This is a genomic window from Brevundimonas sp. R86498, from assembly GCF_044598075.1.
Taxonomy (GTDB): Bacteria; Pseudomonadota; Alphaproteobacteria; order Caulobacterales; family Caulobacteraceae; genus Brevundimonas.
Genome location: NZ_CP139004.1, coordinates 2,382,189 through 2,406,443 on the forward strand (window position 1 = coordinate 2,382,189; position 24,255 = coordinate 2,406,443).

27 protein-coding genes and 3 pseudogenes are annotated in these 24,255 nt (G+C 67.2%); 19 read left to right on the forward strand and 11 right to left on the reverse strand.

The window, feature by feature from the left end:
- Window positions 1-25: 25 nt before the first annotated feature.
- Window positions 26-1,433: pseudogene (locus tag SJY26_RS11710) on the reverse strand (FAD-binding oxidoreductase).
- Window positions 1,434-1,501: 68 nt separating this feature from the next.
- On the opposite strand from SJY26_RS11710, the gene SJY26_RS11715 reads away from it, so the two are divergent.
- The 3 genes from SJY26_RS11715 to SJY26_RS11725 all read left to right on the forward strand — a co-directional run bounded on the left by SJY26_RS11715 (window position 1,502) and on the right by SJY26_RS11725 (window position 3,472).
- The gene (locus SJY26_RS11715; RefSeq protein ID WP_396593207.1) at window positions 1,502-1,939 is read left to right on the forward strand and encodes an NUDIX hydrolase; all 438 of its coding nucleotides are present in this window, start codon (window positions 1,502-1,504) and stop codon (window positions 1,937-1,939) included.
- A 76-nt stretch (window positions 1,940-2,015) separates the two neighbouring features.
- A complete protein-coding gene (locus tag SJY26_RS11720; protein ID WP_396593208.1) occupies window positions 2,016-2,993 on the forward strand; it encodes an SPFH domain-containing protein in 978 nt (325 codons plus the stop codon).
- Between the two features lie 17 nt (window positions 2,994-3,010).
- Entirely contained in the window at window positions 3,011-3,472 is a 462-nt protein-coding gene (locus SJY26_RS11725; protein ID WP_396593209.1) for an NfeD family protein, read from the forward strand.
- A 13-nt stretch (window positions 3,473-3,485) separates the two neighbouring features.
- Here SJY26_RS11725 and rnhA read toward each other — a convergent pair whose 3' ends face one another.
- A complete protein-coding gene (gene rnhA / locus SJY26_RS11730) occupies window positions 3,486-3,932 on the reverse strand; it encodes a ribonuclease HI (protein ID WP_396593210.1) in 447 nt (148 codons plus the stop codon).
- 103 nt (window positions 3,933-4,035) lie between these two features.
- Between rnhA and SJY26_RS11735 the strand changes: the two genes are divergently transcribed.
- From SJY26_RS11735 to SJY26_RS11750, 4 genes are all read left to right on the forward strand, one after another.
- Window positions 4,036-4,254: a twin-arginine translocase TatA/TatE family subunit gene (locus tag SJY26_RS11735; protein ID WP_396593211.1), complete on the forward strand. Its 219-nt coding sequence runs from the start codon at window positions 4,036-4,038 to the stop codon at window positions 4,252-4,254.
- A gap of 26 nt (window positions 4,255-4,280) precedes the next feature.
- Window positions 4,281-4,808: a Sec-independent protein translocase protein TatB gene (gene tatB, locus SJY26_RS11740; protein ID WP_396593212.1), complete on the forward strand. Its 528-nt coding sequence runs from the start codon at window positions 4,281-4,283 to the stop codon at window positions 4,806-4,808.
- A gap of 44 nt (window positions 4,809-4,852) precedes the next feature.
- Window positions 4,853-5,686 carry a twin-arginine translocase subunit TatC gene (tatC, locus tag SJY26_RS11745; protein ID WP_396595755.1) on the forward strand — a complete coding sequence of 278 codons (834 nt, stop codon included), beginning with the start codon at window positions 4,853-4,855 and terminating at the stop codon, window positions 5,684-5,686.
- 70 nt (window positions 5,687-5,756) lie between these two features.
- Window positions 5,757-8,225, forward strand: coding sequence for a S9 family peptidase (locus SJY26_RS11750; RefSeq protein ID WP_396593213.1), 2,469 nt, complete (start codon window positions 5,757-5,759; stop codon window positions 8,223-8,225).
- A gap of 202 nt (window positions 8,226-8,427) precedes the next feature.
- On the opposite strand, the pseudogene SJY26_RS11755 reads toward SJY26_RS11750, so the two are convergent.
- The 4 genes and pseudogenes from SJY26_RS11755 to SJY26_RS11770 all read right to left on the reverse strand — a co-directional run.
- Window positions 8,428-8,994: pseudogene (locus SJY26_RS11755) on the reverse strand (CPBP family intramembrane glutamic endopeptidase, BDIM_20840 family); the annotation flags it as partial.
- A gap of 51 nt (window positions 8,995-9,045) precedes the next feature.
- Entirely contained in the window at window positions 9,046-10,164 is a 1,119-nt protein-coding gene (locus tag SJY26_RS11760) for a helix-turn-helix domain-containing protein (protein ID WP_396593214.1), read from the reverse strand.
- Between the two features lie 120 nt (window positions 10,165-10,284).
- Entirely contained in the window at window positions 10,285-11,694 is a 1,410-nt protein-coding gene (gene glnA, locus SJY26_RS11765; RefSeq protein WP_396593215.1) for a type I glutamate--ammonia ligase, read from the reverse strand.
- A 60-nt stretch (window positions 11,695-11,754) separates the two neighbouring features.
- Window positions 11,755-12,093: a P-II family nitrogen regulator gene (locus tag SJY26_RS11770; protein WP_396593216.1), complete on the reverse strand. Its 339-nt coding sequence runs from the start codon at window positions 12,091-12,093 to the stop codon at window positions 11,755-11,757.
- 118 nt (window positions 12,094-12,211) lie between these two features.
- Between SJY26_RS11770 and SJY26_RS11775 the strand changes: the two genes are divergently transcribed.
- From SJY26_RS11775 to SJY26_RS11795, 5 genes are all read left to right on the forward strand, one after another.
- The gene (locus SJY26_RS11775) at window positions 12,212-13,030 is read left to right on the forward strand and encodes an NAD(P)H-hydrate dehydratase (protein WP_396593217.1); all 819 of its coding nucleotides are present in this window, start codon (window positions 12,212-12,214) and stop codon (window positions 13,028-13,030) included.
- Window positions 13,031-13,121: 91 nt separating this feature from the next.
- Window positions 13,122-13,400: a hypothetical protein gene (locus SJY26_RS11780; protein ID WP_396593218.1), complete on the forward strand. Its 279-nt coding sequence runs from the start codon at window positions 13,122-13,124 to the stop codon at window positions 13,398-13,400.
- 41 nt (window positions 13,401-13,441) lie between these two features.
- Window positions 13,442-13,954, forward strand: a complete 513-nt coding sequence (locus SJY26_RS11785) for a flavin reductase family protein (protein ID WP_396593219.1) — start codon at window positions 13,442-13,444, stop codon at window positions 13,952-13,954.
- On the forward strand, window positions 13,951-14,805 hold the full coding sequence (locus tag SJY26_RS11790; RefSeq protein ID WP_396593220.1) for an NAD(P)-dependent oxidoreductase: 855 nt from the start codon (window positions 13,951-13,953) through the stop codon (window positions 14,803-14,805). The genes SJY26_RS11785 and SJY26_RS11790 overlap by 4 nt, the downstream gene beginning before the upstream one ends.
- A gap of 301 nt (window positions 14,806-15,106) precedes the next feature.
- Window positions 15,107-16,186, forward strand: coding sequence for an alpha/beta fold hydrolase (locus SJY26_RS11795; protein WP_396593221.1), 1,080 nt, complete (start codon window positions 15,107-15,109; stop codon window positions 16,184-16,186).
- On the opposite strand, the gene SJY26_RS11800 is transcribed toward SJY26_RS11795, so the two are convergent.
- From SJY26_RS11800 to hemB, 5 genes are all read right to left on the reverse strand, one after another.
- Entirely contained in the window at window positions 16,183-16,788 is a 606-nt protein-coding gene (locus tag SJY26_RS11800; RefSeq protein WP_396593222.1) for a peptidylprolyl isomerase, read from the reverse strand. The two genes, SJY26_RS11795 and SJY26_RS11800, sit on opposite strands and share 4 nt — an antisense overlap.
- 79 nt (window positions 16,789-16,867) lie before the next feature.
- Window positions 16,868-17,065: a type II toxin-antitoxin system VapB family antitoxin gene (locus SJY26_RS11805; RefSeq protein WP_396593223.1), complete on the reverse strand. Its 198-nt coding sequence runs from the start codon at window positions 17,063-17,065 to the stop codon at window positions 16,868-16,870.
- A 103-nt stretch (window positions 17,066-17,168) separates the two neighbouring features.
- The gene (locus SJY26_RS11810) at window positions 17,169-17,438 is read right to left on the reverse strand and encodes a DUF2442 domain-containing protein (RefSeq protein WP_396593224.1); all 270 of its coding nucleotides are present in this window, start codon (window positions 17,436-17,438) and stop codon (window positions 17,169-17,171) included.
- Window positions 17,416-17,655 carry a DUF4160 domain-containing protein gene (locus SJY26_RS11815; protein WP_396593225.1) on the reverse strand — a complete coding sequence of 80 codons (240 nt, stop codon included), beginning with the start codon at window positions 17,653-17,655 and terminating at the stop codon, window positions 17,416-17,418. The genes SJY26_RS11810 and SJY26_RS11815 overlap by 23 nt, the downstream gene beginning before the upstream one ends.
- A 2-nt stretch (window positions 17,656-17,657) precedes the next feature.
- A complete protein-coding gene (gene hemB, locus SJY26_RS11820) occupies window positions 17,658-18,662 on the reverse strand; it encodes a porphobilinogen synthase (protein WP_396593226.1) in 1,005 nt (334 codons plus the stop codon).
- 309 nt (window positions 18,663-18,971) lie between these two features.
- On the opposite strand from hemB, the gene SJY26_RS11825 reads away from it, so the two are divergent.
- The 7 genes and pseudogenes from SJY26_RS11825 (at window position 18,972) to SJY26_RS11855 (ending at window position 24,231) form a co-directional block, all read left to right on the forward strand.
- Window positions 18,972-20,111 carry an isobutyryl-CoA dehydrogenase gene (locus SJY26_RS11825; RefSeq protein ID WP_396593227.1) on the forward strand — a complete coding sequence of 380 codons (1,140 nt, stop codon included), beginning with the start codon at window positions 18,972-18,974 and terminating at the stop codon, window positions 20,109-20,111.
- A 51-nt stretch (window positions 20,112-20,162) separates the two neighbouring features.
- Window positions 20,163-20,438 carry a type II toxin-antitoxin system Phd/YefM family antitoxin gene (locus SJY26_RS11830; protein WP_396593228.1) on the forward strand — a complete coding sequence of 92 codons (276 nt, stop codon included), beginning with the start codon at window positions 20,163-20,165 and terminating at the stop codon, window positions 20,436-20,438.
- On the forward strand, window positions 20,435-20,851 hold the full coding sequence (locus SJY26_RS11835) for a type II toxin-antitoxin system VapC family toxin (protein ID WP_396593229.1): 417 nt from the start codon (window positions 20,435-20,437) through the stop codon (window positions 20,849-20,851). The genes SJY26_RS11830 and SJY26_RS11835 overlap by 4 nt, the downstream gene beginning before the upstream one ends.
- 60 nt (window positions 20,852-20,911) lie before the next feature.
- Window positions 20,912-22,432 (forward strand): tryptophan halogenase family protein, encoded by a 1,521-nt coding sequence (locus tag SJY26_RS11840; protein WP_396593230.1) that lies wholly within the window; start codon window positions 20,912-20,914, stop codon window positions 22,430-22,432.
- A gap of 60 nt (window positions 22,433-22,492) precedes the next feature.
- On the forward strand, window positions 22,493-22,771 hold the full coding sequence (locus tag SJY26_RS11845) for a type II toxin-antitoxin system Phd/YefM family antitoxin (protein ID WP_396593231.1): 279 nt from the start codon (window positions 22,493-22,495) through the stop codon (window positions 22,769-22,771).
- Entirely contained in the window at window positions 22,762-23,184 is a 423-nt protein-coding gene (locus SJY26_RS11850) for a type II toxin-antitoxin system VapC family toxin (protein WP_396593232.1), read from the forward strand. The genes SJY26_RS11845 and SJY26_RS11850 overlap by 10 nt, the downstream gene beginning before the upstream one ends.
- A pseudogene (locus SJY26_RS11855) lies at window positions 23,181-24,231 on the forward strand (enoyl-CoA hydratase/isomerase family protein). The gene SJY26_RS11850 and the pseudogene SJY26_RS11855 overlap by 4 nt, the downstream one beginning before the upstream one ends.
- The last annotated feature ends 24 nt before the right edge of the window (window positions 24,232-24,255 follow it).

Sequence of the window (24,255 nt, forward strand, 5' to 3'; positions counted from 1 at the left end):
GACGGAATGAAGCCGGCCGATGACTTCAGAACAGGATGCCGGGGTTCATGATTCGCCCTGGATCGATCGCGCGACGGATCGCCTGCATGGTCTCGATCTCCAGCGGGGTCTTGTAGCGACGGGCCTCCTCGGTCTTGAGCCGACCCAGCCCGTGCTCCGCGGAGATCGAGCCTTCGTATCGGGCCACGATATCGTGAACGACCTGCGATCCAGCCTCCCAGCGTCCGAGAAACGCCTTCAGATCGGCTCCGGGCGGGCAGAGGACATCGTAGTGCATGTTGCCGTCGCCGACGTGGCCAAAGGCGCTGACCCGCGCGCCCGGTTCGAAGCGTTCCACGGCTGCCGTGGCCTCGTCGAGGAAGTCAGCGATGCGCGACACCGGGACCGAAACATCATGCTTCCAGCCGCCCCCCTCGGGCTTCTGGGCCGCCGACTGTTCCTCGCGCAGCTTCCAGAAGTCCCGGACCTGGGTTTCATTCTGGGCGATGGCGGCGTCGGTGATCAGGTCTTCCTCGAAGGCGGCGGTCAGAATCCGCTCCATTCCGGCCTCGGCCGCCCCGGGTTCGCCCGAGGTCAGCTCGATCAGGACATACCAGGGCTGCACGCTGTCGAGCGGTTCCCGCACGTCCGGAATGTGTCGCAGGGCGAACTCCACCCCGATTCGTTTCATCAGCTCGAAGGCCTCGACACCCCCGCCGGTTTCGGCGCGGGCACGGGCCAGCAGTTGCACGGCCGAATGGGCACTGGCCAGGCCCACCACGGCGGTTGCCCGGCTGCGCATGATGGGGAACAGCTTCAGGGTGGCGGCGGTCACGACGCCCAGTGTGCCTTCGGCCCCGATCAGCAGCTGTTTCAGATCATAGCCGGTGTTGTCCTTGCGCAGGCGTTTCAAGCCCTCGAACACCCGCCCGTCCGGCATGACGGCCTCGAGGCCGAGCACCAGATCGCGCATCATGCCGTAGCGCAGAACGGCCGTGCCGCCTGCATTGGTCGAGATGACCCCGCCTATGGTTGCGCTACCCTCGGCCGCCAGAACTCAGCGGGAAAAACCGGTCGGCACCAGCCGCAAGCTGCTGGGCCTCCAGCAGGGTGACGCCGGCCTCTACGGTCATGGCGTCGTCAAGCGGCGTCACGTCCCTGACCGTCCGCAGTCGGCGGGTGGTCAGAAGGACCTCACCGTTTGCAATCTGCCCTCCCACGAGACCGGTATTTCCGCCCTGGGTTGTGATCGCGACACCGTGCCGCGCGCAGATCCCGACCGCACGCGACACCTCTGCCGTGCTGGCCGGCTTGAGCATCAACGGCGTATGGCCGGTCCAGCGATTGCGCCACTCGCTCAGCCAGGGTGCGATCTCCGCAGTGTCCTCGCTCCAGCCGGACGGGCCGAGCGCGGCTTTCAGTTCGGAGAGGGCGGCGGGAGAGGGGGAATCCATTCCCTGTTCTCTCAAAGCGCCAGCGTTCGCGCCACTCAAAATCCGCTCCGGCCCGCTAGGGTAGGCGAATGACCGATTCCGCCATGCGCCCCATTCCCGCTGTTGGCGTGATTTGCCTGCGGGGTGCCGAAGTGCTGCTGATCCGGCGCAGCAAGCCTCCGCGGGTGGGAGAGTGGAGCCTGCCCGGCGGGCGGATCGAACCGGGAGAGCGCGCCGCGGAAGCCGCCCTGCGGGAGTTGCGCGAGGAGACCGGCGTCGAGGCGCGCCTGACCGGTCTGGTTGACGTGGTCGACGGCATCTTCCCGGAGGCCGGGCTTCACTATGTGCTGATCGACTTCGGGGCGGAATGGCTCTCGGGAGAACCGATAGCCGGCGACGATGCGACCGAAGCCCGGTTCGTCAGCCTTGTCGATGCAGACCGTCTGCTCGGCTGGGACGCAACGCGCAAGGTGGTTGCCGACACTGTTCGGCGACAGGTCGCGAGGGCACGCTCTGAGCGCGAATAAAGGGATGGGCGCAGCGTCCGGTATTGATGGCGCGGCGCGTTCGCTAGGGATACGGTCAGGCCATGGAGAGTTTTGAATGACCTATTTCGCTGTCGCCCTGCTGGCACTGGCCCTCGTGCTTCTGTTCAGCGTGGTCAAGATCGTGCCCCAGGGGCGCGAGATGACGGTCGAGCGGTTCGGCAAGTACACACGGACCCTGAGCCCCGGGATCAGCCTGCTGACCCCGTTTGTCGAGCGCATCGGCCGGCGGATGAACATGATGGAGCAGGTTCTGGACGTGCCCCAGCAGGAGGTCATCACCAAGGACAACGCCATGGTGAAGGTCGATGCCATCGTCTTCATCCAGGTGATGGACGCCTCTGCGGCCGCCTATCGGGTCGAGAACCTGCCCTATGCGATCACCCAGCTGTGCTCCACCAATCTGCGGACTGTCGTGGGATCGATGGACCTGGACGAGGTCCTGTTTCAGCGGGACAACATCAACTCCCGGCTGCTGACGGTCATCGACGCCGCGACCGAGCCCTGGGGCGTCAAGGTCAACCGGATCGAGATCAAGGATCTCACGCCGCCGGTCGACATCACCAACGCCATGGCGCGTCAGATGAAGGCCGAGCGCGAACGCCGCGCGGTCATCACCGAGGCCGAGGGTGAGAAACAGGCCGCCATCGCCCGCGCCGAGGGGGCCAAACAGTCCGCCATCCTGCAGTCGGAGGGTCGAAAGGAGGCCGCCTTCCGGGACGCCGAGGCCCGCGAGCGCGCCGCCGAGGCGGAAGCCAAGGCCACGGCCATGGTGTCCGAGGCGATCGCCCGGGGTGACGTCAATGCGATCAACTATTTCGTCGCCCAGAAATATGTCGAGGCCTTCGCCGAACTGGCCCGCAACCCCACCGCCAAGACTGTGATCGTGCCCGCGGAGATGGGAAGTCTGGTCGGCACCATTGCGGGCATCGGCGAGCTGGTGGGCCTGGCGCGGGACCAGCAACAGGCTGCGCGGCCCACGCCGCCACCGGCGTCGCGCGCTTCCCGCGGCAGCACCGTTCCTCCGACCAGCTGACACAGGATCCCGCCGTCATGGATGCGCTCGTCACCCTGTACTCGACCCAGCCGTTCTGGATCTGGCTGGCGTTCGGCGTGGTTCTGCTGGCCATAGAGGCGGCGCTGTCGACCGAATGGCTGCTGTGGCCGGCGGTATCGGCCGGGCTGGTCGCCGTCCTGACCGCTCTCGGCCTGCGGGCCGGATTCGCTGTTGAAATCGGCATCTTCGCCGCGCTGACGGTGCTGGCGACCCTGATGTCCCGGCGTCTGGTTCAGAGGGTCAATCCGACTGATTATCCTGACATCAACGCGCGTGACAGCCGGCTGGTCGGGCAGCGCGCCCGGGTCGTCCAGGCCTTCGTTGAGGGACGCGGCCGGGTGTTCGTTTCCGGTGCGGAATGGGCGGCCGAGATCGACGGCGACGCGCCGCCCGTCGGGGACAGTGTGATTGTGGATCGCCTTGAGGGGCCCGCCCTCAAGGTTCGCCCCGTCGCCTGAACCTGGGCCGACCTCAGGCTCGCGCGGCCCGCATTTCCTCAATGCCACGATTGGCCAGCTGATCTGCCCGTTCGTTCAGTTCGTGGCCGGCATGCCCCTTGACCCAGCGCCATTTGACATCGTGGCGGGCGCGGGCCGCATCCAGCCGCTTCCACAGGTCGTCGTTCTTGACCGGCTTCTTGTCCGCCGTCTTCCAGCCCCGCGCCTTCCAGCCGTGAATCCACTCGGTGATGCCGGTCATGACGTATTTGCTGTCGGTGTGAAGCTCCACGGTGCAGGGCCGGGTCAGGGCCTCCAGCGCCATGATGGCCGCCATCAGCTCCATCCGGTTGTTGGTCGTGACCGGCTCGCCACCGGACATTTCCTTGGTCTTGCCTCCGGCCTGCAGGATAGCGCCCCAGCCTCCGGGGCCGGGATTGCCTTTGCAGGCACCGTCGGTGTGGATGATGACGTGACTCATTTGCGCGCCCTTACAGGTTCGGTTGGCGCACCGCCATCCGGTGGACTATAGGAGCGTCATGTTTCACGCGGGCCCGGGTCGGCCCGTTCGAGGAGAGTGTTTCGTGGGCGCTATGAGCATCTGGCACTGGGCCATCGTGATCGTCGTTGTCGCGCTGCTGTTTGGCGGCAAGGGCAAGATCTCGAATCTGATGGGTGACGCGGCCAAGGGCATCAAGGCCTTCCGCGAAGGCCTCAAGGACGACGGCAAATCCGACGGTCCGTCCGACGGCGTCTCCAGCCTGCCGCGCACCGACGCGGAAAAGGAAGAGCTGAAGCGCTAGGCCCGAGAACGGAAAGAGCCTGACGCATGGGCGGCCTCGGCCCCGGGATCGGGGGCCTCGAATATCTTGTGATCGCTGCCGTTGCCCTGATCGTGGTCGGGCCCGAACGGCTGCCCGGTATGTTGCGCCAGCTGGGCAAATGGGTCGCGAAGATGCGCGGCATGGCGAACGATTTCCGCGCCAGCTTCGACGAAATGGCGCGTCAGTCCGAACTCGATGATCTGCGAAAGGAGGTCGAGGCGCTGCGCACCGGCCAGGGGGCGATGGGGCAGGGGATGGTTCGCCTGGGCGACGAGGCCAACGCCGCCTTCAAGGACATCAAGTCCGAACTGGAAAAGACCGATCGCGTTGAGGCCCCTCCGGCCGCCGTCATGCTGGGCCAGCCCGAGTTTCCCGAGCCGTCGGTCGCCCCTGTCGTAGAGACGGAATCGGCCCCGGCCGTCACGGCCAAGGCGCGCAAACCACGGGCAAAGGCCTCCCCGGCATCTGCCACGACCGCCCCCGTGAAGACTCCCAGGCCGCGCGCGCCCCGCAAACCTAAGGCAACCTCGTGACCGATCGTGACGAGGCCGAGATCGAGGCGTCGCGCGCGCCTCTCATGGACCATCTGGTCGAACTGCGCGGACGGCTGGTCGTCTGCCTCGTGGCCTTCGCCCTGGCCTTCATCCTGTGCTTCTTCTTCGCCGGGCCGATCTACATCTTTCTGGTGAGACCCTTCGCGGCCGCCAGCGCCATCTATGCGACCAATGTCGGGCACCATGTGTCGCCGCTGGACCTGATCTTCGTCACCGCCGGGATCACGCCCATCCCGCCGACCACCGAGGAGGCGGCCCAGCTGATCTACACAGCACCGCTGGAGATCCTGTTCACGAAGATGAAGCTCGCCGGCTTCGGGGCCATCTTCCTGGCCTTCCCGGTGTTGGCGTTCCAGCTGTATCGCTTCGTTGCCCCCGGGCTGTATCGCAATGAAAAGGGGGCCTTCCTGCCCTTCCTGATCGCCTCGCCCCTGCTGTTCGTGCTTGGGGCCGCGCTCGTCTATTTCATCATGCTGCCCTTCGTCATGTGGTTCTCACTGAGCCAGCAGATCAGTTCCGACACCGTGGCCGTGGCCCTGTTGCCAAAGGTTTCGGAGTATCTGAATCTGGTGACTGCGCTCGTGCTCGCCTTCGGCCTCTGTTTCCAGCTGCCCGTCGTGATGACCCTGCTGGGTCTGGCCGGTCTGATCAGCTCGAAATTTATGGCCGAGGGCCGGCGTTACGCCATCGTTGCTGTCGTGGTCGTGGCCGCGATCGTCACCCCGCCGGACCCGATCAGCCAGCTGATGCTCGCTGTGCCGCTGGTGATTCTCTACGAGATCTCGATCTGGTGTGTGCGGCTGATCGAAATGCGTCGTCGTACGGACGACGAGGCGGAGGCGACACTCGCGGCCTGATTGCGCTTTTGCGTGACCCGGCCAGTCCGGCCCGTTATCGTGACGCTTCTGTTCAATCGGAGAGTGTTTGATGACGTTGCGAGGGGTACGCCTGTCGGCGCCGCTTTTGTTTGGGTTGCTGCTGGCGACACCGGTTCTGGGACAGGCCGCGGGGCAGGGCATCCAGCCCCTGACCTATCAGCAACCGCCGGCTCCCATCGCCGACATCCTGGATTCCCGTCCGACCCCGACGGCCAGTGTGGCCCCGGACCGCAAAACCCTCGCCCTGTTCGAGCGCTCCAGTCTGCCTTCGATCGCGGAGCTGGCAGAGCCCCAGCTCCGCCTCGCCGGCTACCGGATCAATCCGCGCAACAATGGCCCCGCCAACAGCCGTCTGAGCTGGCTGACCGGGATTGAGCTGAAGACGATTGACGGGGGCTCCACACGCCGCGTCAGCCTGCCGGCCGGCAGCCGCTTCACCTCTCCCAGCTGGTCGCCGGACGGCCGCTCGATCGCCCTTCTTGTGGATCAGCCCACGGGCATGGCGCTGTGGGTCGTCGATGTCGCCAGCGGTTCCGCGCGCGAGATCTTCGGCCCCCGGGTCAATGCCGCGACCGGCGGCGGCTTCGGCTGGCTGCCGGACAGTTCCGGGATCGTGGTCCAGGCCGTGCTCAAGGGTCGAGGTCCCGCGCCCGACGTAACGGTGCCGCCCTCGGGCCCGATCCTCGCCGAGACCGGTGGCCGCGCGGCCCCCGTGCGGACCTATCAGGACCTGCTGGGCAACCCCGGGGACGAAGCCCTGTTCGCCCATTACTTCACAGCCCAGACAACGATTGTGCCCCTGAATGGTGCGGCCCGCGTGGTGGGGGAGCCCGGCGTGATCCTGGGCTCTTCCGTGTCGCCGGACGGCCGGTTCATGTTGCGGACCGTGGCCAAGCGGCCCTTCAGCTATGTGGTGCCCGCCAGTCTGTTCCCGGCCGATGTGGTCGTGACCGATCTGAACGGGACCGTCGTCCATACGGTCGCGGACCTGCCGCTGCGGGACAACATCCCGCCGCCGTTCGATGCTGTGGCCCCCGGACCACGCGCCGCCCAGTGGCGCGCCGACGCGCCGGCGACCCTGGTCTGGGTCGAGGCGCAGGACGGGGGGGATCCCCGCACGGCGGCCGAGGTGCGCGACCGCGTCCTGATGCTGGACGCTCCGTTCACAGGCTCGCCGGTGACCCTGGTCGACCTCAAGGAACGCTATGCCGGGATCACCTGGGGCCGCGAGGACGTCGCCCTGGTCAACACCCGCTGGTTCAACACCCGGCACGAGACCCGCTCGGTCGTCGATCCGTCGAACCCCGGCACCGGCCGGGTGATCGTGGATCGCAACTATCAGGACCGTTACAACGATCCCGGCTCGCCAGTGCTGACCCCCAATGCCGCCGGCCGTCCGGTCATCCAGTTCACCGCCGACGGGTCGAAGATCTTCGTCGACGGAGACGGAGCGACCCGCGAGGGCGAGTACCCCTTCCTCGGCACCCTCGACCTGTCGACGGGTCAGACCGCGCGCCTGTGGCAGTCGGCCCCGGGGGACTATGAGACGGTTCTGGATGTGCTCGACGACGAAGGCCGCCGGCTGCTGACCCGCCGCGAGAGCCGGATCGATCCGCCCAACCTGCAGGTCCGCACCGTGGGCGGCGACATCACGCCGCTGACCACCTTCCCCGATCCGGCCCCGCAACTGGCCGGCGTCACCAAGGAGCTGATCACCTATACCCGCGACGACGGCGTCCAGCTGTCCGGGACCCTGTATCTGCCGGCCGGATACGACAAGGAGCGGGATGGCCCGCTGCCGCTGCTGATGTGGGCCTACCCGGCCGAGTTCACCGATGCGGCCGTGGCCGGCCAGGTCGTGGATACGGCCAACCGGTTCACCCGCCCCGGTGGCTCGAGCCATCTGTTCCTGCTGACCCAGGGCTATGCCGTGCTGGACGACCCCTCCATGCCCATCGTGGGGCAGGACGGCCAGGAGCCGAACGACACCTACATCGCCCAGCTGAGCGCCAGCGCGAAGGCGGCGGTCGATGCCGTGGTGGCGATGGGTGTGGCCGACCGGGACCGGATCGCGGTCGGAGGTCACAGCTACGGGGCCTTCATGACCGCCAATCTGCTGGCCCATACGGACCTGTTCCGGACCGGGATCGCCCGCTCGGGAGCCTACAACCGGACCCTGACGCCGTTCGGCTTCCAGGCCGAGCAGCGCACCTACTGGCAGGCTCCGGAGACCTACAACGCCATGTCGCCCTTCGCCTTCGCCGACCGGGTCAACGAACCGATCCTGCTGATCCACGGCGAGGCGGACGACAACTCGGGCACCTTCCCGGTCCAGTCCGAGCGCTTCTATGCGGCGCTGAAGGGCCATGGCGCGACCGTGCGCTATGTGGTGCTGCCGCTGGAGGCCCACGGCTACCGGGCCCGGGAATCGGTCGGTCATACCCTGTGGGAGATGACCCGCTGGCTGGACCAGAACCTGAAGGCCCCGGTGTCCACGACCGCGGCCGGGGGACACTGAAAGCTGGCAAGGCGCCGGACGGTCCCCCGTCCGGCGCCGCTTCTACAGCAGCAGGGTGATGGCGTTGCCGAAGTTGTGCAGGACGACCGGCAGGAGCACGCTGCGGGTCCTCAGGACCAGCCAGACGCCGATGACGGACGGGACGGCCGTCAGAACTCATGGTCAGGGCGTCGAACGATATCTGGCCATCCGAGACCGCGAAGGCGTGGGCCAATCCGAACAGCATACAGGACAGCAGGGCTCCCCAGCCCCAGTCCACGCCAAGCAGGCGCTTCCGCCCGAGGAACGCGCGATCAAGGGCAAGCAGCAGCACACCCCGGTAGAACACCTCCTCTTCGAGCCCGGGCATGGTCAGCTGGAAGGCAATGGTGTCCGTCGTCGCGGGGGCGGATGGAAAGGCGAGCGCCAGGCCGGTGAAGAAGCCGACGTAGAGCAGGACCACAGGAAGGGCGGGCTTCAGACCGCCGGCAGCCTGCACCGGGGTCAGTCCGGAGGCCCGCCAGCCGAACAGCGGGAGGGATGCGATGGTCAGGGTCGCGATCAGGGCGAGGAGCTTGCCCTGCCAGTTCCAGTCGCTGGCCGGCAACAGGTCGGGGATCAGGCCGTAGCCATTGGTCAGCATGACGTCGTTGAGACCCACGAGCGCTGCGGCGACGAGCAGCCATCTCAGGGAGAAGCGTCGGCGATCCAGGAGGCCCAGTGCGCCGCCCGCCAGCAGCAGGATCGCCACCACGCCCACAATGCCCAATACGCTGTCCACGATACCCACTCCCTCTGCGTTGAAGTCCGCCGGATAGAGCAGGAGGAGGGCAACAGCTTCTCAGGAGTCGGCCGATCGCGTCTCAAAAGGCGGCATGGTGCCCCATTCGGTCACCGTCGGTGCTCTGGCGATGCCGAGGGTCGCCTGAAGCCAGGCCCCGGGAGAGCAGGCTTCGGCGTCATGGAAGACGCGGTTGAAGGAGGCGAGCGATGCGAAGCCGCTGTCCATGGCGATGCTGATCAGCTTGTCGTGGCGATGCGCGGGATCTGCCAGCAGACGGCGCGCCTCGGTCAGGCGGTGACTGTTCAGGAAGGTGCGGAAATGGTCATGGCCGAGTTGCTGATTGATCAGCAGGCGCACCGTCCGGTCCGACGCCCCCATCAGGGCCACGAAGCGGTCGAAGGTCAGATCGGGATCGAGATGGATCCGCTCCTCCTCGATCAGCACCCGCAACCGTTCTCTTAGTCGGATCGCCTCCGGTGACAGTGTGATCTGCACGGGGGCCGGGTCGACGGCGGATCGGACCGCGAAAGCCGGCCGGGGTTCTGAGGGCCGCACCTGGAGGTGCAGCAGCCAGCCGGTGAAGACCAGCACGGCCGCGTTCTGCACGATGCTGAAGCTGCGGGGCTGCCAGTCGAGGCCCATGACGACATCGATCAGGAGATCGGCAAGAAGCTGGCCGCCCAGCAGCAGGACGACCAGAACGCGGGCGCTGCGGCGCTCGTCGATCAGGTCTCCCGGACGGTCTCGGATCAGCCGCCATGCCAGATGGATGACCATGCCGAGGCAGATGGCGATGAGCGCCCAGGACAGGCCCTTGCTGGCGAGCGCTTCACCGAGGATGCCCCGGTCCACCGCCGCGATCCCCAACCAGAGGATACCCGTGGCCAGCACCAGCCCGCGTGGCCGGAAGGTCCGGTCAAAGACCGACAGACAAAACAACCAGAGAAAGACCGCCGCAAAACCGCTCAGCATCCGCGCGGCGTCGCCGGCAATCCCGCCCAGACGCAGCGCGGCGTCGGGCGTGTTCCCGGCCAGGAAACCGCACAGGCAGACCGCCAGGGGCAGGAAGAACAGGCCGGTGCGCGCCTCGCCCCGGAGCCACAGGAAGGCGCTCACCGTCAGCAGCAAGGTCGCACCCGCGACGCGGACGATGACGTCAATTTCCCCGGGGCTCATGTCTCAAGCGTAGCGTTTGACCCTGTCTGCGGACAAGGGGCGGCAAGCGCCGCCGGCCGGAGACCAAAAAGCCCCGGACGATCCCGTCCGGGGCTTCTGGCAGCGGGCTGATCGAACCGATCAGCAGCTGTAGTACATGTCGAACTCGACGGGGTGGGGGTGCAGTGCCAGGCGCATGACCTCTTCCATCTTCAGCTCGATATAGCTGTCGATGAAGTCGTCATCCATGACGCCGCCTTTCTTGAGGAAAGCCCGGTCCTTGTCGAGGTTCTCGAGCGCTTCCTTCAGGCTGCCGCAGACCTCGGGGATGTTGCCGCGCTCTTCGGGCGGCAGGTCGTAGAGGTTCTTGTCGGCGGGGCCGCCCGGATCGATCTGGTTCTCGATCCCGTCCAGACCCGCCATCAGCAGGGCCACGAAGGTCAGATAGGGGTTGCCCATCGGATCGGGGAAGCGGGCCTCGATGCGCTTGCCCTTGGGCGAGGACACGTGCGGGATCCGGATGGAGGCCGAGCGGTTGCGAGCCGAATAGGCCAGCTTCACCGGGGCTTCATAGCCGGGCACCAGACGCTTGTAGGAGTTGGTCGTCGAGTTGGCGAAGGCGTTGATGGCCTTGGCATGCTTGATGATACCGCCGATGTACCAGAGGCATTCCTGGCTCAGACCGGCGTATTTGTCGCCGGCGAACAGGGGCTTTCCGTCGCGCCAGATCGACTGGTGCACGTGCATGCCCGAGCCGTTGTCGGCGAACATCGGCTTGGCCATGAAGGTCGCCGACTTGCCGTAGGCGGCGGCCACGTTGTGGATCACGTACTTATAGAGCTGCAGGCGGTCGGCCATCGTCAGCAGGTCGCTGAACTTCAGACCCAGCTCGTGCCGCGCCGGGGCCACCTCGTGGTGGTGCTTCTCGGGCATGAGGCCGAGGTCGCGCATGACGCCCAGCATCTCGCCGCGCAGGTCCTGGCCGCTGTCGACCGGATTGACCGGGAAATAGCCGCCCTTGGGCCCGGGGCGGTGGCCCATGTTGCCCTCGGTGTATTCCGAGCCGGTGTTGGCCGGCAGCTCGGTCGAGTCATAGCTGTAGCCGGTGTTGTGCGGCTGGGTGGTCCAGCGCACGTCGTCGAAGATGAAGAACTCGGCTTCCGGGCCGAAATAGACCGCATCGCCCACGCCGGACGACTGCACATAGGCCAGGGCCTTCTTGGCCATGGAGCGGCTGTCGCGGTTGTAGGGCTCGCCGGTGTCCGGGTTCATGACGTCGCAGAACAGGAACATCGTGGTCTGCTGGTAGAAGGGATCGATGTAGGCCGTGGTCAGGTCCGGCATGAGCAGCATGTCGGACTCGTTGATGGCCTTCCAGCCGGCGATGGACGAGCCGTCGAACATCGTGCCTTCCTCGAGGAACTCCTCATCCACCAGGTCGATGTCAAAGGTGACGTGCTGCAGGCGACCCTTGGTGTCGGTGAAGCGGACGTCGACGTATTTCACGTCCTTGTCCTTGATCTCCTGCAGGATTTTCTTCGCGGCGCTCATGGTTTCGATGATCCTTCTTCGTTTCTTCTGGGGAGGAAGCTTGGCTGGTGATGGAGGGGGTCAGACGGCCTGGGCACCGGTTTCGCCCGTGCGGATGCGGATGACGTCGAGGATGTCCGAGACGAAGATCTTGCCGTCACCGATCTTGCCGGTGCGGGCCGCGCCCTGGATGGCCTCGACCACCGCGGGGGCCAGGTCGTCGGCGACGACCACCTCGATCTTGATCTTGGGCAGGAAGTCGATGACGTATTCCGCACCCCGGTAGAGTTCGGAATGACCCTTCTGGCGGCCGTATCCCTTGGCCTCAAGCACGGTCATGCCCTGGACACCGATGTCCTGCAGCGCTTCCTTCACGTCGTCCAGCTTGAACGGCTTGATGACGGCTTCGATCTTCTTCATGGGCGCCCCCGAGGCGACGGCGGAAAGTCCAGACGCTCGGGAACCAAAGGGACATCGCATTGCACCATAAGGCAAGGGCCGATTTGCATTTTCGTCACGATAGGGCGTTGGAAGAAGCATGAACGAAACCAATGACCCGGCGCTCTGGCGCGACCTGTTGCCCCGGCCGGGGGCGGACACCCACAAACACCGCCGGGGAAGACTGGGCGTCGTGTCGGGCGGCCCGCTGCAGACCGGAGCGGCGAGACTGGCCGCCCGCGCAGGCCTGCGGATCGGGGCGGGGCTGGTGCGGCTGCTCTGCCCGCCGGATGCGGCCCTGATCGTGGCGGCGGCGGTGGAGGCCGTCATGGTGGACGCCTTCGAGACGCCGGAGGCCCTCGCGACCCTGACCGGCGCGCTGGACGCCGTTGTGATCGGCCCGGCGGCCGGCCTGATCCCGCAGACAGAGGCCAACCTGGCGGCGCTGAGCGCGACAGCGGTGCATCTGGTGGTCGATGCCGACGCCCTGACGCTGTTCAAGGGCCGACCCGACGCCCTGTTCGCCCTGTTGCGACCCGGGGACGTCCTGACCCCGCATGAGGGGGAGTTCGAGCGGCTGTTCCCCGGCCTGCTGGCGGACGGGCGGGCGACGGCCGCGACGGTCGCGGCCCGGCGGTGCGGCGCGACGGTCATCCTGAAGGGCCATGAGACGGTGATCGCCAGCCCGGGCGGTCGGCTGCGGATCGATCGGAACGGCTCGGCGTGGCTGGCGACAGCGGGCTCGGGCGACGTGCTGGCCGGGATGACGGGCGGGCTGATCGCCCAGGGTATGGAGCCGTTCGAGGCCGCTTCGGCCGCAGTCTGGATCCATGCGGCGGCGGCCGACCGGTTCGGCGTGGGGCTGACGGCGGGGGACCTGCCCGATCTGGTCCCCGGCGTCCTTGCCGGCCTCGCCTAAACAGGATCACCCACAGGCGTGAGAACGAAAGCGGAACAAAGGTCTTGAGGGCGGCCGGCGACCTGTGGCTACTGGGGGTCGAGGAGACCCCATGCGTGACATCCGCACCGACTTCTACGTCCCCCGGGACATCCGCCAGCCCCGCATCGGCGCGCGTCTGATCGTCGCCTGTGTGGTGCCGGACTGCCGGCGGGCGGCGCTGATGGATCCCCGGCCGCTGTTCGGGGCACGGCACCTCTGGCCGGTGGCGGGGCGCTCGGGACGGTTCCGTTGTGCCTGCGGATCGCGTGAGACCCGGCTGAGCTACACGGTCAATACGGCCCAGGACGACCGACCCGTGTCGGCCGACGCCATCCGCCTGTGGCTGTGACAGGCGTTGCCTCGGGCGCGCGGGTCGCCTAGGTCGGGCGCGTGAGCCTTGAACCCCTTTCCGATGAAGTCGCCCGCACCGTGGACGTGACGGCCTATCGCCGGGCGCTGGGCGCGTTCGCGACCGGCGTCTGCGTGGTCACGGCCGACAGCGCGAACGGGCCGCTGGGGATCACGATCAACTCCTTCACCTCCGTCTCCCTGACGCCGCGCCTGATCCTGTGGTGTCTGGATGAACGGTCCGAGCGCTTTCCCCCTTTTGCAGCCGCCGACCGGTTCTCGATCCATGTGCTGGACGCCCAGTCCGAGGCCCTGGCCCGGCGCTTTGCCAAGGGCAGCGGCCTGATGGAGCCCGGCGAGTTCCAGCGGGTGGGCGAGGCGGCCCCCCGGCTGGGCGCGGCGGCCGCGCGCTTCGACTGCAAGACCCATGAGCGGGTGCAGATGGGCGACCATATGATCATTGTGGGGGAGGTCGAGGCCTTCGAGGCGTCGGACGCCGCGACCCTGACCTATTTCCGCGGGCGCTACGGGATCGCCGGAGGGGCCAGCGCATGAAGATCGGCTTCGCCGGACTGGGCGTCATGGGCGGGCCGATGGCGCGGCATCTGGTCGCTGCAGGCCATGATGTGGCCGGCTACAACCGCTCGCCGGACAAGGCGCGGGTCTGGGCGGACGCCCATGGCGGGCGGTTCGCCGCGACCGTGGCCGAGGCCGCGACGGACGCCGACCTGTTCATCCTGTGCGTCGGCAAGGACGAGGATGTCCGCGAGGTCGTGACGGTGGCCCTGCCGGCGCTGAAGGCAGGCGCGGTGATCGTTGACCACACCACCACCTCGGCCCGGATCGCGCGCGAGATGGACGCCCTGTGCGGCACGGCGGGGGTCGCCTTCATCGACGCGCCGGTGTCGGGCGGTCAGGCCGGGGCCGAGAACGGCCAGCTCAGCGTCATGGCCGGCGGTGATGCCGCCGCGCTGGAGACGGCACACCCGGCGGTCATGGCCTATGCGAAGGCGATCCAGCATATCGGGCCCTCGGGGTCGGGCCAGCTGACCAAGATGGTCAACCAGATCGCCATTGCGGGCGTGGTTCAGGGGCTGGCCGAGGCGGTGCATTTCGCCCGCGCCGCCGGTCTGGACACGGACGCGGCCTATGACGCCATCTCGAAGGGCGCGGCCCAGTCGTGGCAGATGGACAACCGCTGGAAGACGGCGGCGGCAGGCCAGTTCGGGTTCGGCTTCGCCGTGGACTGGATGCGCAAGGATCTGGGTCTGGTGCTGGATGAGGCGCGCGACAACGGCGCGGTCCTGTCGATGACCGCGCTGGTGGATCAGTTCTATGCCGAGATCCAGGCGATGGGCGGCAACCGCTGGGACACCTCCAGCCTGAAGGCCCGGCTGAAGCCCTGAGACCCGTCCCGAATTGCACTCGAAAAAAAGCGGGTGCAAAAGGTGCAAGTCTGAGAAGACGGTCTCAGGTCGCGAGATTAAAGCCCTGACATCAAAAGCCTTTCTCTGGACGGAAAAATTGCACTCGATCTGCACCCGATCCGGTGGATCGCGTTCGCCGAACGCCATCCGTTTCGGACGCCGGTGCGCATTATAGGTCGGCCACAGGGTGTGTATGGTCAGCCGGTCAAAATAAATTCGGCGTGCGTGGTTTCACCGTCCTGAGTGGGCGGGCCGGTACGCTCGGGGTTGGGAGTGGACCATGATCCTGCGGGCGATAATTCTGTCTCTGGCGCTTCTGGGGAGTGGTGCGGCCCGGGCCCAGACGGCCCCGGTCTGGACGCCGGTCGAGGGCGAGGCGCTGATCGGGGACCTGCCGATGGCCCGGGGCGGCGTTCTGCCGGGCACCCGCATCCACTACCGGACGCTGGGGGAACCGGTCCGGGGGGCGGATGGCCGGGTCACCAATGCCGTCCTGCTGCTGCACGGCACCGGCGGCACCGGGGCCCAGTTCCTGTCGCCGCAGTTCGCCAGTGAGCTGTTCGGTCCGGGCCAGCCGCTGGACGTCACACGCCACTACATCATCATGCCGGACAATCTGGGGCATGGCGGCTCGTCAAAGCCGAGCGACGGCCTGAGGGCGGCGTTTCCCGAGTACGGCTATGCCGAGATGGTCGAGGCCCAGCGCAGGCTGCTGGTCGACGCACTGGGGGTCGACCGGCTGCGGCTGATCCTGGGGACCTCCATGGGCTGCATGCACATCTTCGTCTGGGGCACGACCCATCCCGACTTCGCCGACGCCCTGATGCCCATGGCCTGTCAGCCGACCGCGATCGTCGGCCGGAACCGGTTGTGGCGCACCATGCTGAAGGACGCGATCCGGTCCGATCCGGCCTGGGCCGGTGGCGACTATCAGACCCAGCCCGTCCAGGGCCTGCGGGCTGCTGTGGATCTGCTGCTGCTGGCGGGATCGGCCCCGGTGGCGATGCAGCGCGACCTGCCCACGCCCGAAGCCGTCGACGGCTGGCTGGACGGCCAGATGGAGCGGCGGCTGCCCGCGCTGGACGCCAACGACCTGTGGTTCCAGGTCAATGCCTCATGGGACTATGACCCCTCTGCCGATCTGGAGCGGATGATGGCTCCGACCACCTGGATCAACTCGGCCGACGATTTTATCAATCCGCCGGAGCTGGGGCTGGCGGAAGGGTTCGCGCCCCGGATCGCCAACGGGACCTATCGGCTGATCCCCAACAGTCCGGACGGCAAGGGGCACGGGACCCATACCTGGGCGACGTCCTGGAAGGACGACCTGATCGCCCTGCTGGCCCGCAGCGAACCCTAGGGGGTCTCGCGCCGGGCCGAGGTGATGACGATCCGCGGCTCCAGCATCTGGCCGCGCATGACGCCCTCGCCCTCGGTCGGGGAGGTGGGGGCGGACAGGATGGTGCGCACCACCTCCATGCCCTCGACCACCCGGCCGAAGACGGCAAAGCCGTCCGGATCGACCGAGAAGGACCGGCCCGCGTCATAGGAGGGTGTCGGCCCGACCGAGACGAAGAAGTCCCCCGTGGCCGTGCCGGGCGCATAGCGGGCCATGGAGACGGCCCCGTCGATGTGGCTGAGCCCCGTCAGGGTGGTCGGCTCGTGCGCGATCGGCGGCAGGGTCCGGTCGGGATCGTTATTGGTGCCGCCCTGGACCAGACCGGTGGCCGGGCCGGATGTCATGGCCCGGTAGAAGGTCACGCCGTCGAAGCGGTGCTCGTCGACATAGCGCAGGAAGTTGGCGGCCGTGACCGGCACCTTGACCGCCTCGATCTCCAGCACGATTCGCCCCGCCGTGGTCTCCAGCGCGACGCGGGGCAGGGCGGTCGGAACGTCCTGTGCCGCTGCGAGGGCGGGCCAGAGGAGGGCGGCGGCGAGGGCGAGGACGGTGCGTCTCAACATGGGGGGCAGGCTAGGGCTGTCGCCACGGTGAGACAAGCGAATGGCCGGGTGTCAGGCGGTACGCTTCAGTTCCCTAGGATCATTCGGCGTCAGTCCGCATGACATCGAGATCTCCATCCCAGTGTAGACGGCCACGAAACTTCAGGATTTCCTTCTGCTGCTGAAGTTGCAGGAGAGTCCGGAGGCCGAGATCGACAACTTCACGCTTGGTCTGGAGGCCGGTCGCCTTGAGGGCCTCTCTCATGAGCGTCTCGTCGATGACGATGCTGATGCGCATGGGGTGTGTCCTGCGATGGATAGTACTCTAGCAGAATCGGCGGGGTCTTTGGACAGCGCACTGAGCCGACCCCAAAGCCCGATCCGCCCGTCGTGGCAGTCCCTTAGCGATTCCAGCCGGGAGCCGGTGCGCCCCGCAACAGACCCTCCGTGCTCAGGTCTTCATCCACGTCAGGCCAGTGAATGCCGTACCCTGCGCCGGAGATTTCCCAGTTGGCCCGCTGTTCCGGCGTGGCGTTCCTCAGGCGCGGGTACCAGACAATCGGCGCGGCGATCGCACGCCCGTCCTGCAGTTCCACCACCAGCCGCTCATGGTCGATCGAGACCGATCTGACGCGGATGTCGGCGGTTTCACTCTGTGCCGAAGAAGTCATGCCAACCTTTCCGGAGCATCACCCGATGCTCCCGCACCAGACCTTGTATCACGTTCAACTCCCGGGCCGAAAATCCGAGGTTCGACGCGACGGAGCCGTCGTGCAGCCAGACCTTGGCCGACCGGTCGTCACGGTCGACATGAACATGGGGCGGCTCGTTCGGCTCGCTGCTGTAGAAATAGAGGCGGTAGGGCCCGGTTCTCAACAGCGTCGGCATGGTCAGCCCCCCAGCAGCCTCGCCGCCTGCGGGGCGAAATAGCTGAGCACCCCGGCGCAGCCGGCGCGCTTGAAGCCGTGCAGGGTCTCGAGGATGGCGCGGTCCTGGTCCAGCCAGCCGTTGGCGATCGAGGCCTGCATCATCGCGTATTCGCCGCTGACCTGATAGGCGAAGGTCGGCACCTTGAAGGTCTCTGACACGGCGCGGACGATGTCGAGATAGGGCATGCCGGGCTTGACCATGACCATATCGGCCCCCTCGGCGATGTCCATGGCGACCTCCTTCAGGGCCTCGTCGGCGTTGGCGTAGTCCATCTGATAGGTCTTCTTGTCGCCGGTCAGCTGTTTCGCCGAGCCGACCGCGTCGCGGTAGGGGCCGTAGAAGGCCGAGGCGAATTTGGCCGCGTAGGACAGGATCAGGGTGTCGTGGAAGCTGTTGGCCTCCAGCGCCTCGCGGATGGCCTGGACCCGGCCGTCCATCATGTCCGAGGGAGCCACGACATCGGCCCCAGCGTGGGCGTGGATGAAGGCCTGTTCGGCCAGCCGCTCCAGCGAGGCGTCGTTCAGGATCCGCCCGTCCTCCAGCACCCCGTCGTGGCCGTGGTCGGTGTAGCAGTCGAGCGCCACGTCGGTCATGACCCCAATCTCCGGCGCGGCATCCTTGATGGCGCGGATACAGTCGGGGATCAGGCCGTCCGGATCGGTGGCCCCGGTGCCGAGGGCGTCCTTGATGGCCCCGTCGACATTGGGGAACAGGGCGACCATCGGGATGCCGAGGTCGCGGGCCTCGACGGCGGCGGCGGCGGCGGCCTTCGGCGACAGGCGGAAGACGCTGGGCATCGAGGCGACCGGCACGCGATCCTCGGCCCCGTCATGCACGATCAGCGGCCAGACCAGATCGGACGGCGTCAGCGTCGTCTCGGCGACCAGACGGCGGATCCACGGCTGGCTGCGCAGGCGGCGCGGGCGGGCGAGGGGATAGGGGGCGGGGGGAAAGGGCAGGGTCATGGGGCGTGCTCCTAACATCTTTCGTCATCCTCCGGCGAGCGCAGCGAGACCGGGGGACCCATCGTCATCCTCCGGCCGATCGGAGATCGGACCGGGGGAGGCGCGCGAGAGCGCGAACCTGTCGCAGAGCAGATCATCTGAACCGTCGTGCTTGAACAGCTCGCCTTCGGCGCCGCTGGGTCCCCCGGTCTGCGCCGCGAAGGCGGGGCTTGCCGGAGGATGACGAAAGGGAGGGGAGCGGACAGGCTTGTGGTGACGTGGTGCCGGCCCCTAGCTAGAAGCCAAAGAAAACGTACACCGGGAGACCCCATGGATTTCGCCCTCACCGACGACCAGCGCGCCATCCAGGACGCGGCCCGCGCCTTTGCCGAGGCCGAACTGGCCCCGCACAGCGCCGAATGGGACGAGACCAAACATTTCCCGGTCGAGACCATGCGCCGGGCGGCCGAGACGGGGTTTGCCGCCATCTACGCCGGCGAGGAGCACGGCGGGATGGCGCTGGGTCGGGTCGAGGCGGCGCTGATCTTCGAGGAGCTGTCGCGGGGCGACGTGTCGACCGCGGCCTTTATCTCGATCCACAATATGGCGACCTGGATGATCGACCGGTTCGGATCCGATGAGCTGCGGGCACGCTATGTGCCGCGGCTGACGACCATGGAGCTGATCGCCTCCTACTGCCTGACCGAGCCGGGCTCGGGGTCGGACGCGGCGGCGATGCGGACCAGCGCAACGCGGGACGGCGACCACTGGGTGCTGAACGGCTCCAAGGCCTTCATCTCGGGGGCGGGAACGTCGGACCTCTATGTCGTCATGGCGCGGACGGGGGAGCCAGGGCCCAAGGGCATCTCGGCCTTCGTGGTCGAGAAGGACACGCTGGGGCTCAGCTTCGGGGCGCAGGAGAGGAAGATGGGCTGGAACAGCCAGCCCACCGCCATCGTCCAGTTCGACGATTGCCGGGTGCCGGCGGCGAACTTGCTGGGTCAGGAAGGCCACGGCTTCCGCTATGCGATGATGGGGCTGGACGGCGGGCGGCTGAACATCGCGGCCTGTTCGCTGGGCGGGGCGCGCCTCGCGCTTGAGACGGCCCAGGCCTATGTCTCGACCCGCAAACAGTTCGGCAAGGCGCTGGCCGAGTTCCAGAACACCCAGTTCAAGCTGGCCGACATGGCCACGGCGCTGGAGGCGGCGCGGTTGATGGTGCTGCGCGGGGCCTGGGCCATAGACACCGACCACCCGGAAAAGACCAAATGGTGCGCCATGGCCAAGCGGATGGCCACCGACGCCTGTTTCGACATCGCAGATGAAGCGCTGCAGCTGCACGGCGGCTACGGCTATCTGAAGGACTATCCGCTGGAACGGATCGTGCGGGACCTGCGGGTGCACCGTATCCTTGAAGGCACCAATGAGATCATGCGGGTGATCACCGCCCGCGAGATGATGCGCCAGTAGAGGTGAACGGCGGTGCATGATAGTCTGGTCAGAATTCTGATCAGGTGACCCATGCGACATGTCGGTGTGCTTGAGGCCAAGACGCAGTTGTCCGCCCTGCTCGATGCGGTCGAGAAGACGGGGGAGCCGGTGGTGATCACGCGCCACGGCAAGGCCATTGCGCGTCTGTCCGCCGAGACCTCGTTTGCTGATCAGCCCCGAAGATTGACGGGGGAGGAGTTGCTGGCGCGGTCGCGGGCCTTGCGGGCGACGCAGTCGCCGGACCCGGAGCCGCTGTCATGGGAGGCGATGGAGGCGATCGCGCGTGACGAGCCCGGGCTTTCTTGAGACCTCTCGTCGTCGACGCTTCGGCGGTGGCCGCGTGGCTTGTGCGGAGCCAGCAAACCGCTCGCGCGGATGCGTTTCTGGCGGAACTCGACCGGTTCGATTGTCTCGCGCCGGAGATCTTCCGGTGGGAGGTCGTCAATGTGCTGCTGGTCCAGAGCCGTCGGTCGACGACCTTCGACGTCGGGGGTGCCTTGCTGGAGCTCGATGAGTACAGGGTCCGCTGTGACACCCGGATCGGGCCCGAAGAGATTGACGAACTGGCGCGGGTTGCCCGGATCGAATCGCTCAGCCTGTTCGACACGGCCTATCTCGCCACGGCGATCGCTCACGAGGCGGAGCTGGTCTCGCGGGATCGTGCGCTGATCGCCGCAGCGCTTCGACATGGCATTGTTGTGCACGACCTGAATGACTGACGCTGGCGTCGGGCGACGGCGGCCGTCATCCTCGCTCAAAACAGACGCCGGGGAGGGCGCATGGCTGAATCTGTCAAATCCGTCCTGATCGTCGGCGGCGGCACCGCCGGCTGGATGGCGGCGGCCGCGATCCAGCGCTCGACCGGGCCGAATGTGGAGGTGCGGCTGGTTGAGAGCGCCGACATCGGCATCGTCGGGGTGGGCGAGGCGACGGTGCCGCCCATCCGCGACTTCAACGCCCTGATCGGTCTCGACGAGGCCGAGTTCATGCGCGAGACCCGCGCGACCCTGAAGCTGGGCATCGAGTTCAGGGGTTGGGGCACGCAGGACAGCGCCTATTTCCACCCGTTCGGCACCTTTGGCCCCGGGCCGACGCTGGGCGACTTCCCCGGCTCTTATTTCGCGCTGAAGGCGCGGGACCGGGCCGCCAGTCTGGAGGCCTATTCGATCACGTCCCATGCCGCGCGGCGGCGTCGGGTCGGAGCGCGGTCGGCCGATCCGCGTTCGGCGCTCGCGGGGTTCCACACCGCCTATCATTTCGACGCCACCCTGTACGGCCAGTACCTGCGCCGGGTCTGCGCCGGCCGGGGCATCGAGCGGGTCGAGGGCGAGATCGTCGAGGTGGTGCAGCGGCCGCAGGACGGCTTTGTCGATCATGTGGTGCTGAAGGACGGACGGACGCTGAAGTCTGATCTGTTCATCGACTGCACGGGCTTCCGGGGGCTGTTGATCGAGGGGGCGCTGAAGGCCGGCTATGAGGACTGGTCGCACTGGCTGCCGATGAACCGGGCCATGGCCGTGCCGTGTGCAAAGGTGCGGGCGGCCGATCCCTTCACCTTGTCGACAGCGGAGGCGGCTGGCTGGCGCTGGCGCATCGCCCTGCAGCACCGGACTGGCAACGGCCATGTCTATTGCAGCGACCATATGGACGACGACACGGCGCGTGAGATCCTGCTGGCCGGTCTGGACGGGGAGGCCTTGGCCGAGCCCCGGCCGCTGCGGTTCGTGACCGGGCGGCGCAAGAAGCTGTGGGACCGGAACGTCGTGGCGCTGGGGCTGTCGTCCGGCTTCATCGAACCGCTGGAATCGACCAGCATCCATCTGGTGCAGGCGGGCATCATCCGGCTGCTGCAGCACTGGCCGGACCGCGATTTCAGCCCGGTGAACACCGAGGGCTACAACCGGCGGCTGGGGCGCGAGATCGAACTGATCCGCGACTTCGTCATCCTGCACTACCACGCGACCACGCGGGACGATTCGCCGTTCTGGCAGCGGGTGCGGGCCATGAGCATTCCCGACAGCCTGGCCGAACGGGTGGAGCTGTTCCGCGACCGGGGCCTGCTGTTCCAGGTCGGGGCCGATGAATATTTCAGCCAGGGCTCGTGGCTGGCGGTGATGATGGGGCAGGGGATCGTGCCGAGGGCGCACAACCCCCTCTACGACTATCAGAACCTGGATCAGGTGGCGGCGGGCTTCGACCGGATCCGGCAGGCGTGGAGCGCGACGGCTGACAACCTGCCGGCCCATGAGGATTACCTGAGGCAGAACGGTCTGTGGGCAGGGGAAGCGGTGACGGTATGAGGCCTTCCGGGCGGAGAACCGGCGTGGTAAGCTGACCATAACTGGTCAGGATATGAAACCATGCGGCATCTGGGCGTTCTGGAGGCGAAGACGGACTTTTCCGCCATCGTGTCCGAAGTCGAAAGGACGGGCGAAGAAGTGGTCGTGACACGCTACGGCAAGGCGGCGGTGCGCATTGTACCAGCCCATACGGCGCGGTCCCTGTCGCCCGCCGGCCGCAAGGCGCTGGTCGAGGATATCATCCGGACCCGTGACGAGATCGCTGCCCGGCATCCCCACGCCGAACCGTTCGATATTGCCGAGGCCCTGGACCGCGATCGGGACGAAGCGTGGTCGTAGATGCCTCGGCGATCGCGGCCTGGTATCTGCCCACCCAGGCGACCCCGGCGTCCGAGACGTTTCTGCAGCGACTGCATGAGCATGTCTGTATCGCCCCGGTCGTGTTCGAGATCGAGGTGCGCAGCCTGATGCTTTACGCGGAGCGCAAGGGGCATCAGTCGCCCAGCGACAGCGATGCGAAACTGTCGCGGGTGTTCGATCTGGTGGCCGTCCAGGATGAGGGGTTTCGCGATCTTGCCGTCCGCTGCCTGTCGCTCGCGCGGCGCACGGGCCTGAAACTGTATGACGCGGCCTATCTCGATCTCGCCCTGACCGAGGGCGTTGCCCTGGCCTCGAGAGACCGGCAGTTGCTGCGGGCGGCCGAGGCGGCGGGCGTGGAAATCTTTGATCTTGGACCCGAGGCGGCCGCTTGACCCATACTGAAATCCTGACCCGCATCGACGGCTCCGTCGGGCGGATCACCCTGAACCGGCCGAAGGCTCTGCATGCGCTGAACCTTGCGATGTGCCAGGCGATGACGGCGGCCCTGCTGGACTGGCGCGATGATCCGGCCGTGACCTCGGTGCTGATAGACCATGCGGGGGAGCGCGGCTTCTGCGCCGGGGGCGATATCCGGATGATCGCGGAGAGCGGGGCGGGGGACGCCGTTGAGGCGAAGGCCTTCTTCCATGCGGAGTACCGGCTGAACCACCTGATGTTCGGCTATCCAAAGCCGGTCACGGCGATCGTGGACGGGATCGTCATGGGCGGCGGGGTGGGGATCTCCGAGCCGGCGAAGGTGCGGATCGCGACCGAGCGGACGACCTATGCCATGCCGGAGACGGGGATCGGCCTGTTCCCCGATGTCGGCGGGGGCTGGTTCCTGCCGCGGTTGCCGGGCGAGAGCGGGACCTGGCTGGCCCTGACCGGGGCACGGCTGAAGGCGGCCGATACAGTGGCGCTGGGGATCCATACGCATTTCGTCGAAAGTGCCGACCTAATCGATGTGCTCGAGTTCGATTGGCTACCATCCACACGCCCCTGAGGCTGAAGCCATGGCCTGGGCGGGCGACGCCGGCCCGTCGCCGCTGGCGCCCCACCGCGAGGCCATCGACCGGTTGTTCGCCCACAATCGGGTCGAGGACATCGTCGCGGCCCTGGAAGCCGACGGGTCGGACTGGGCCCTGGCGCAGCTCGCGATCTTGAAGACCAAGTCGCCCCAGTCGCTGAAGGTCACGCTGCGCCAGCTTCGGCTGGGGCGGGCGATGACCGACTTCGGCGAAGTTCTGGCCATGGAGTACCGGCTGGGCGGGCGCGTCGTGCGCACCCACGACTTCCAGGAAGGTGTGCGGGCCGTCATCGTCGACAAGGACAATGCGCCGCAATGGTCGCCGGCAAGCCTCGCCGCGGTCGATGAGGCCGCCATCGAGGCCCTGTTTGCGCCCCTGCCGGCGGGCGAGGAATGGACGCCACTGGTCTGATCCGGCTTGCATCCGGGGGCGGTC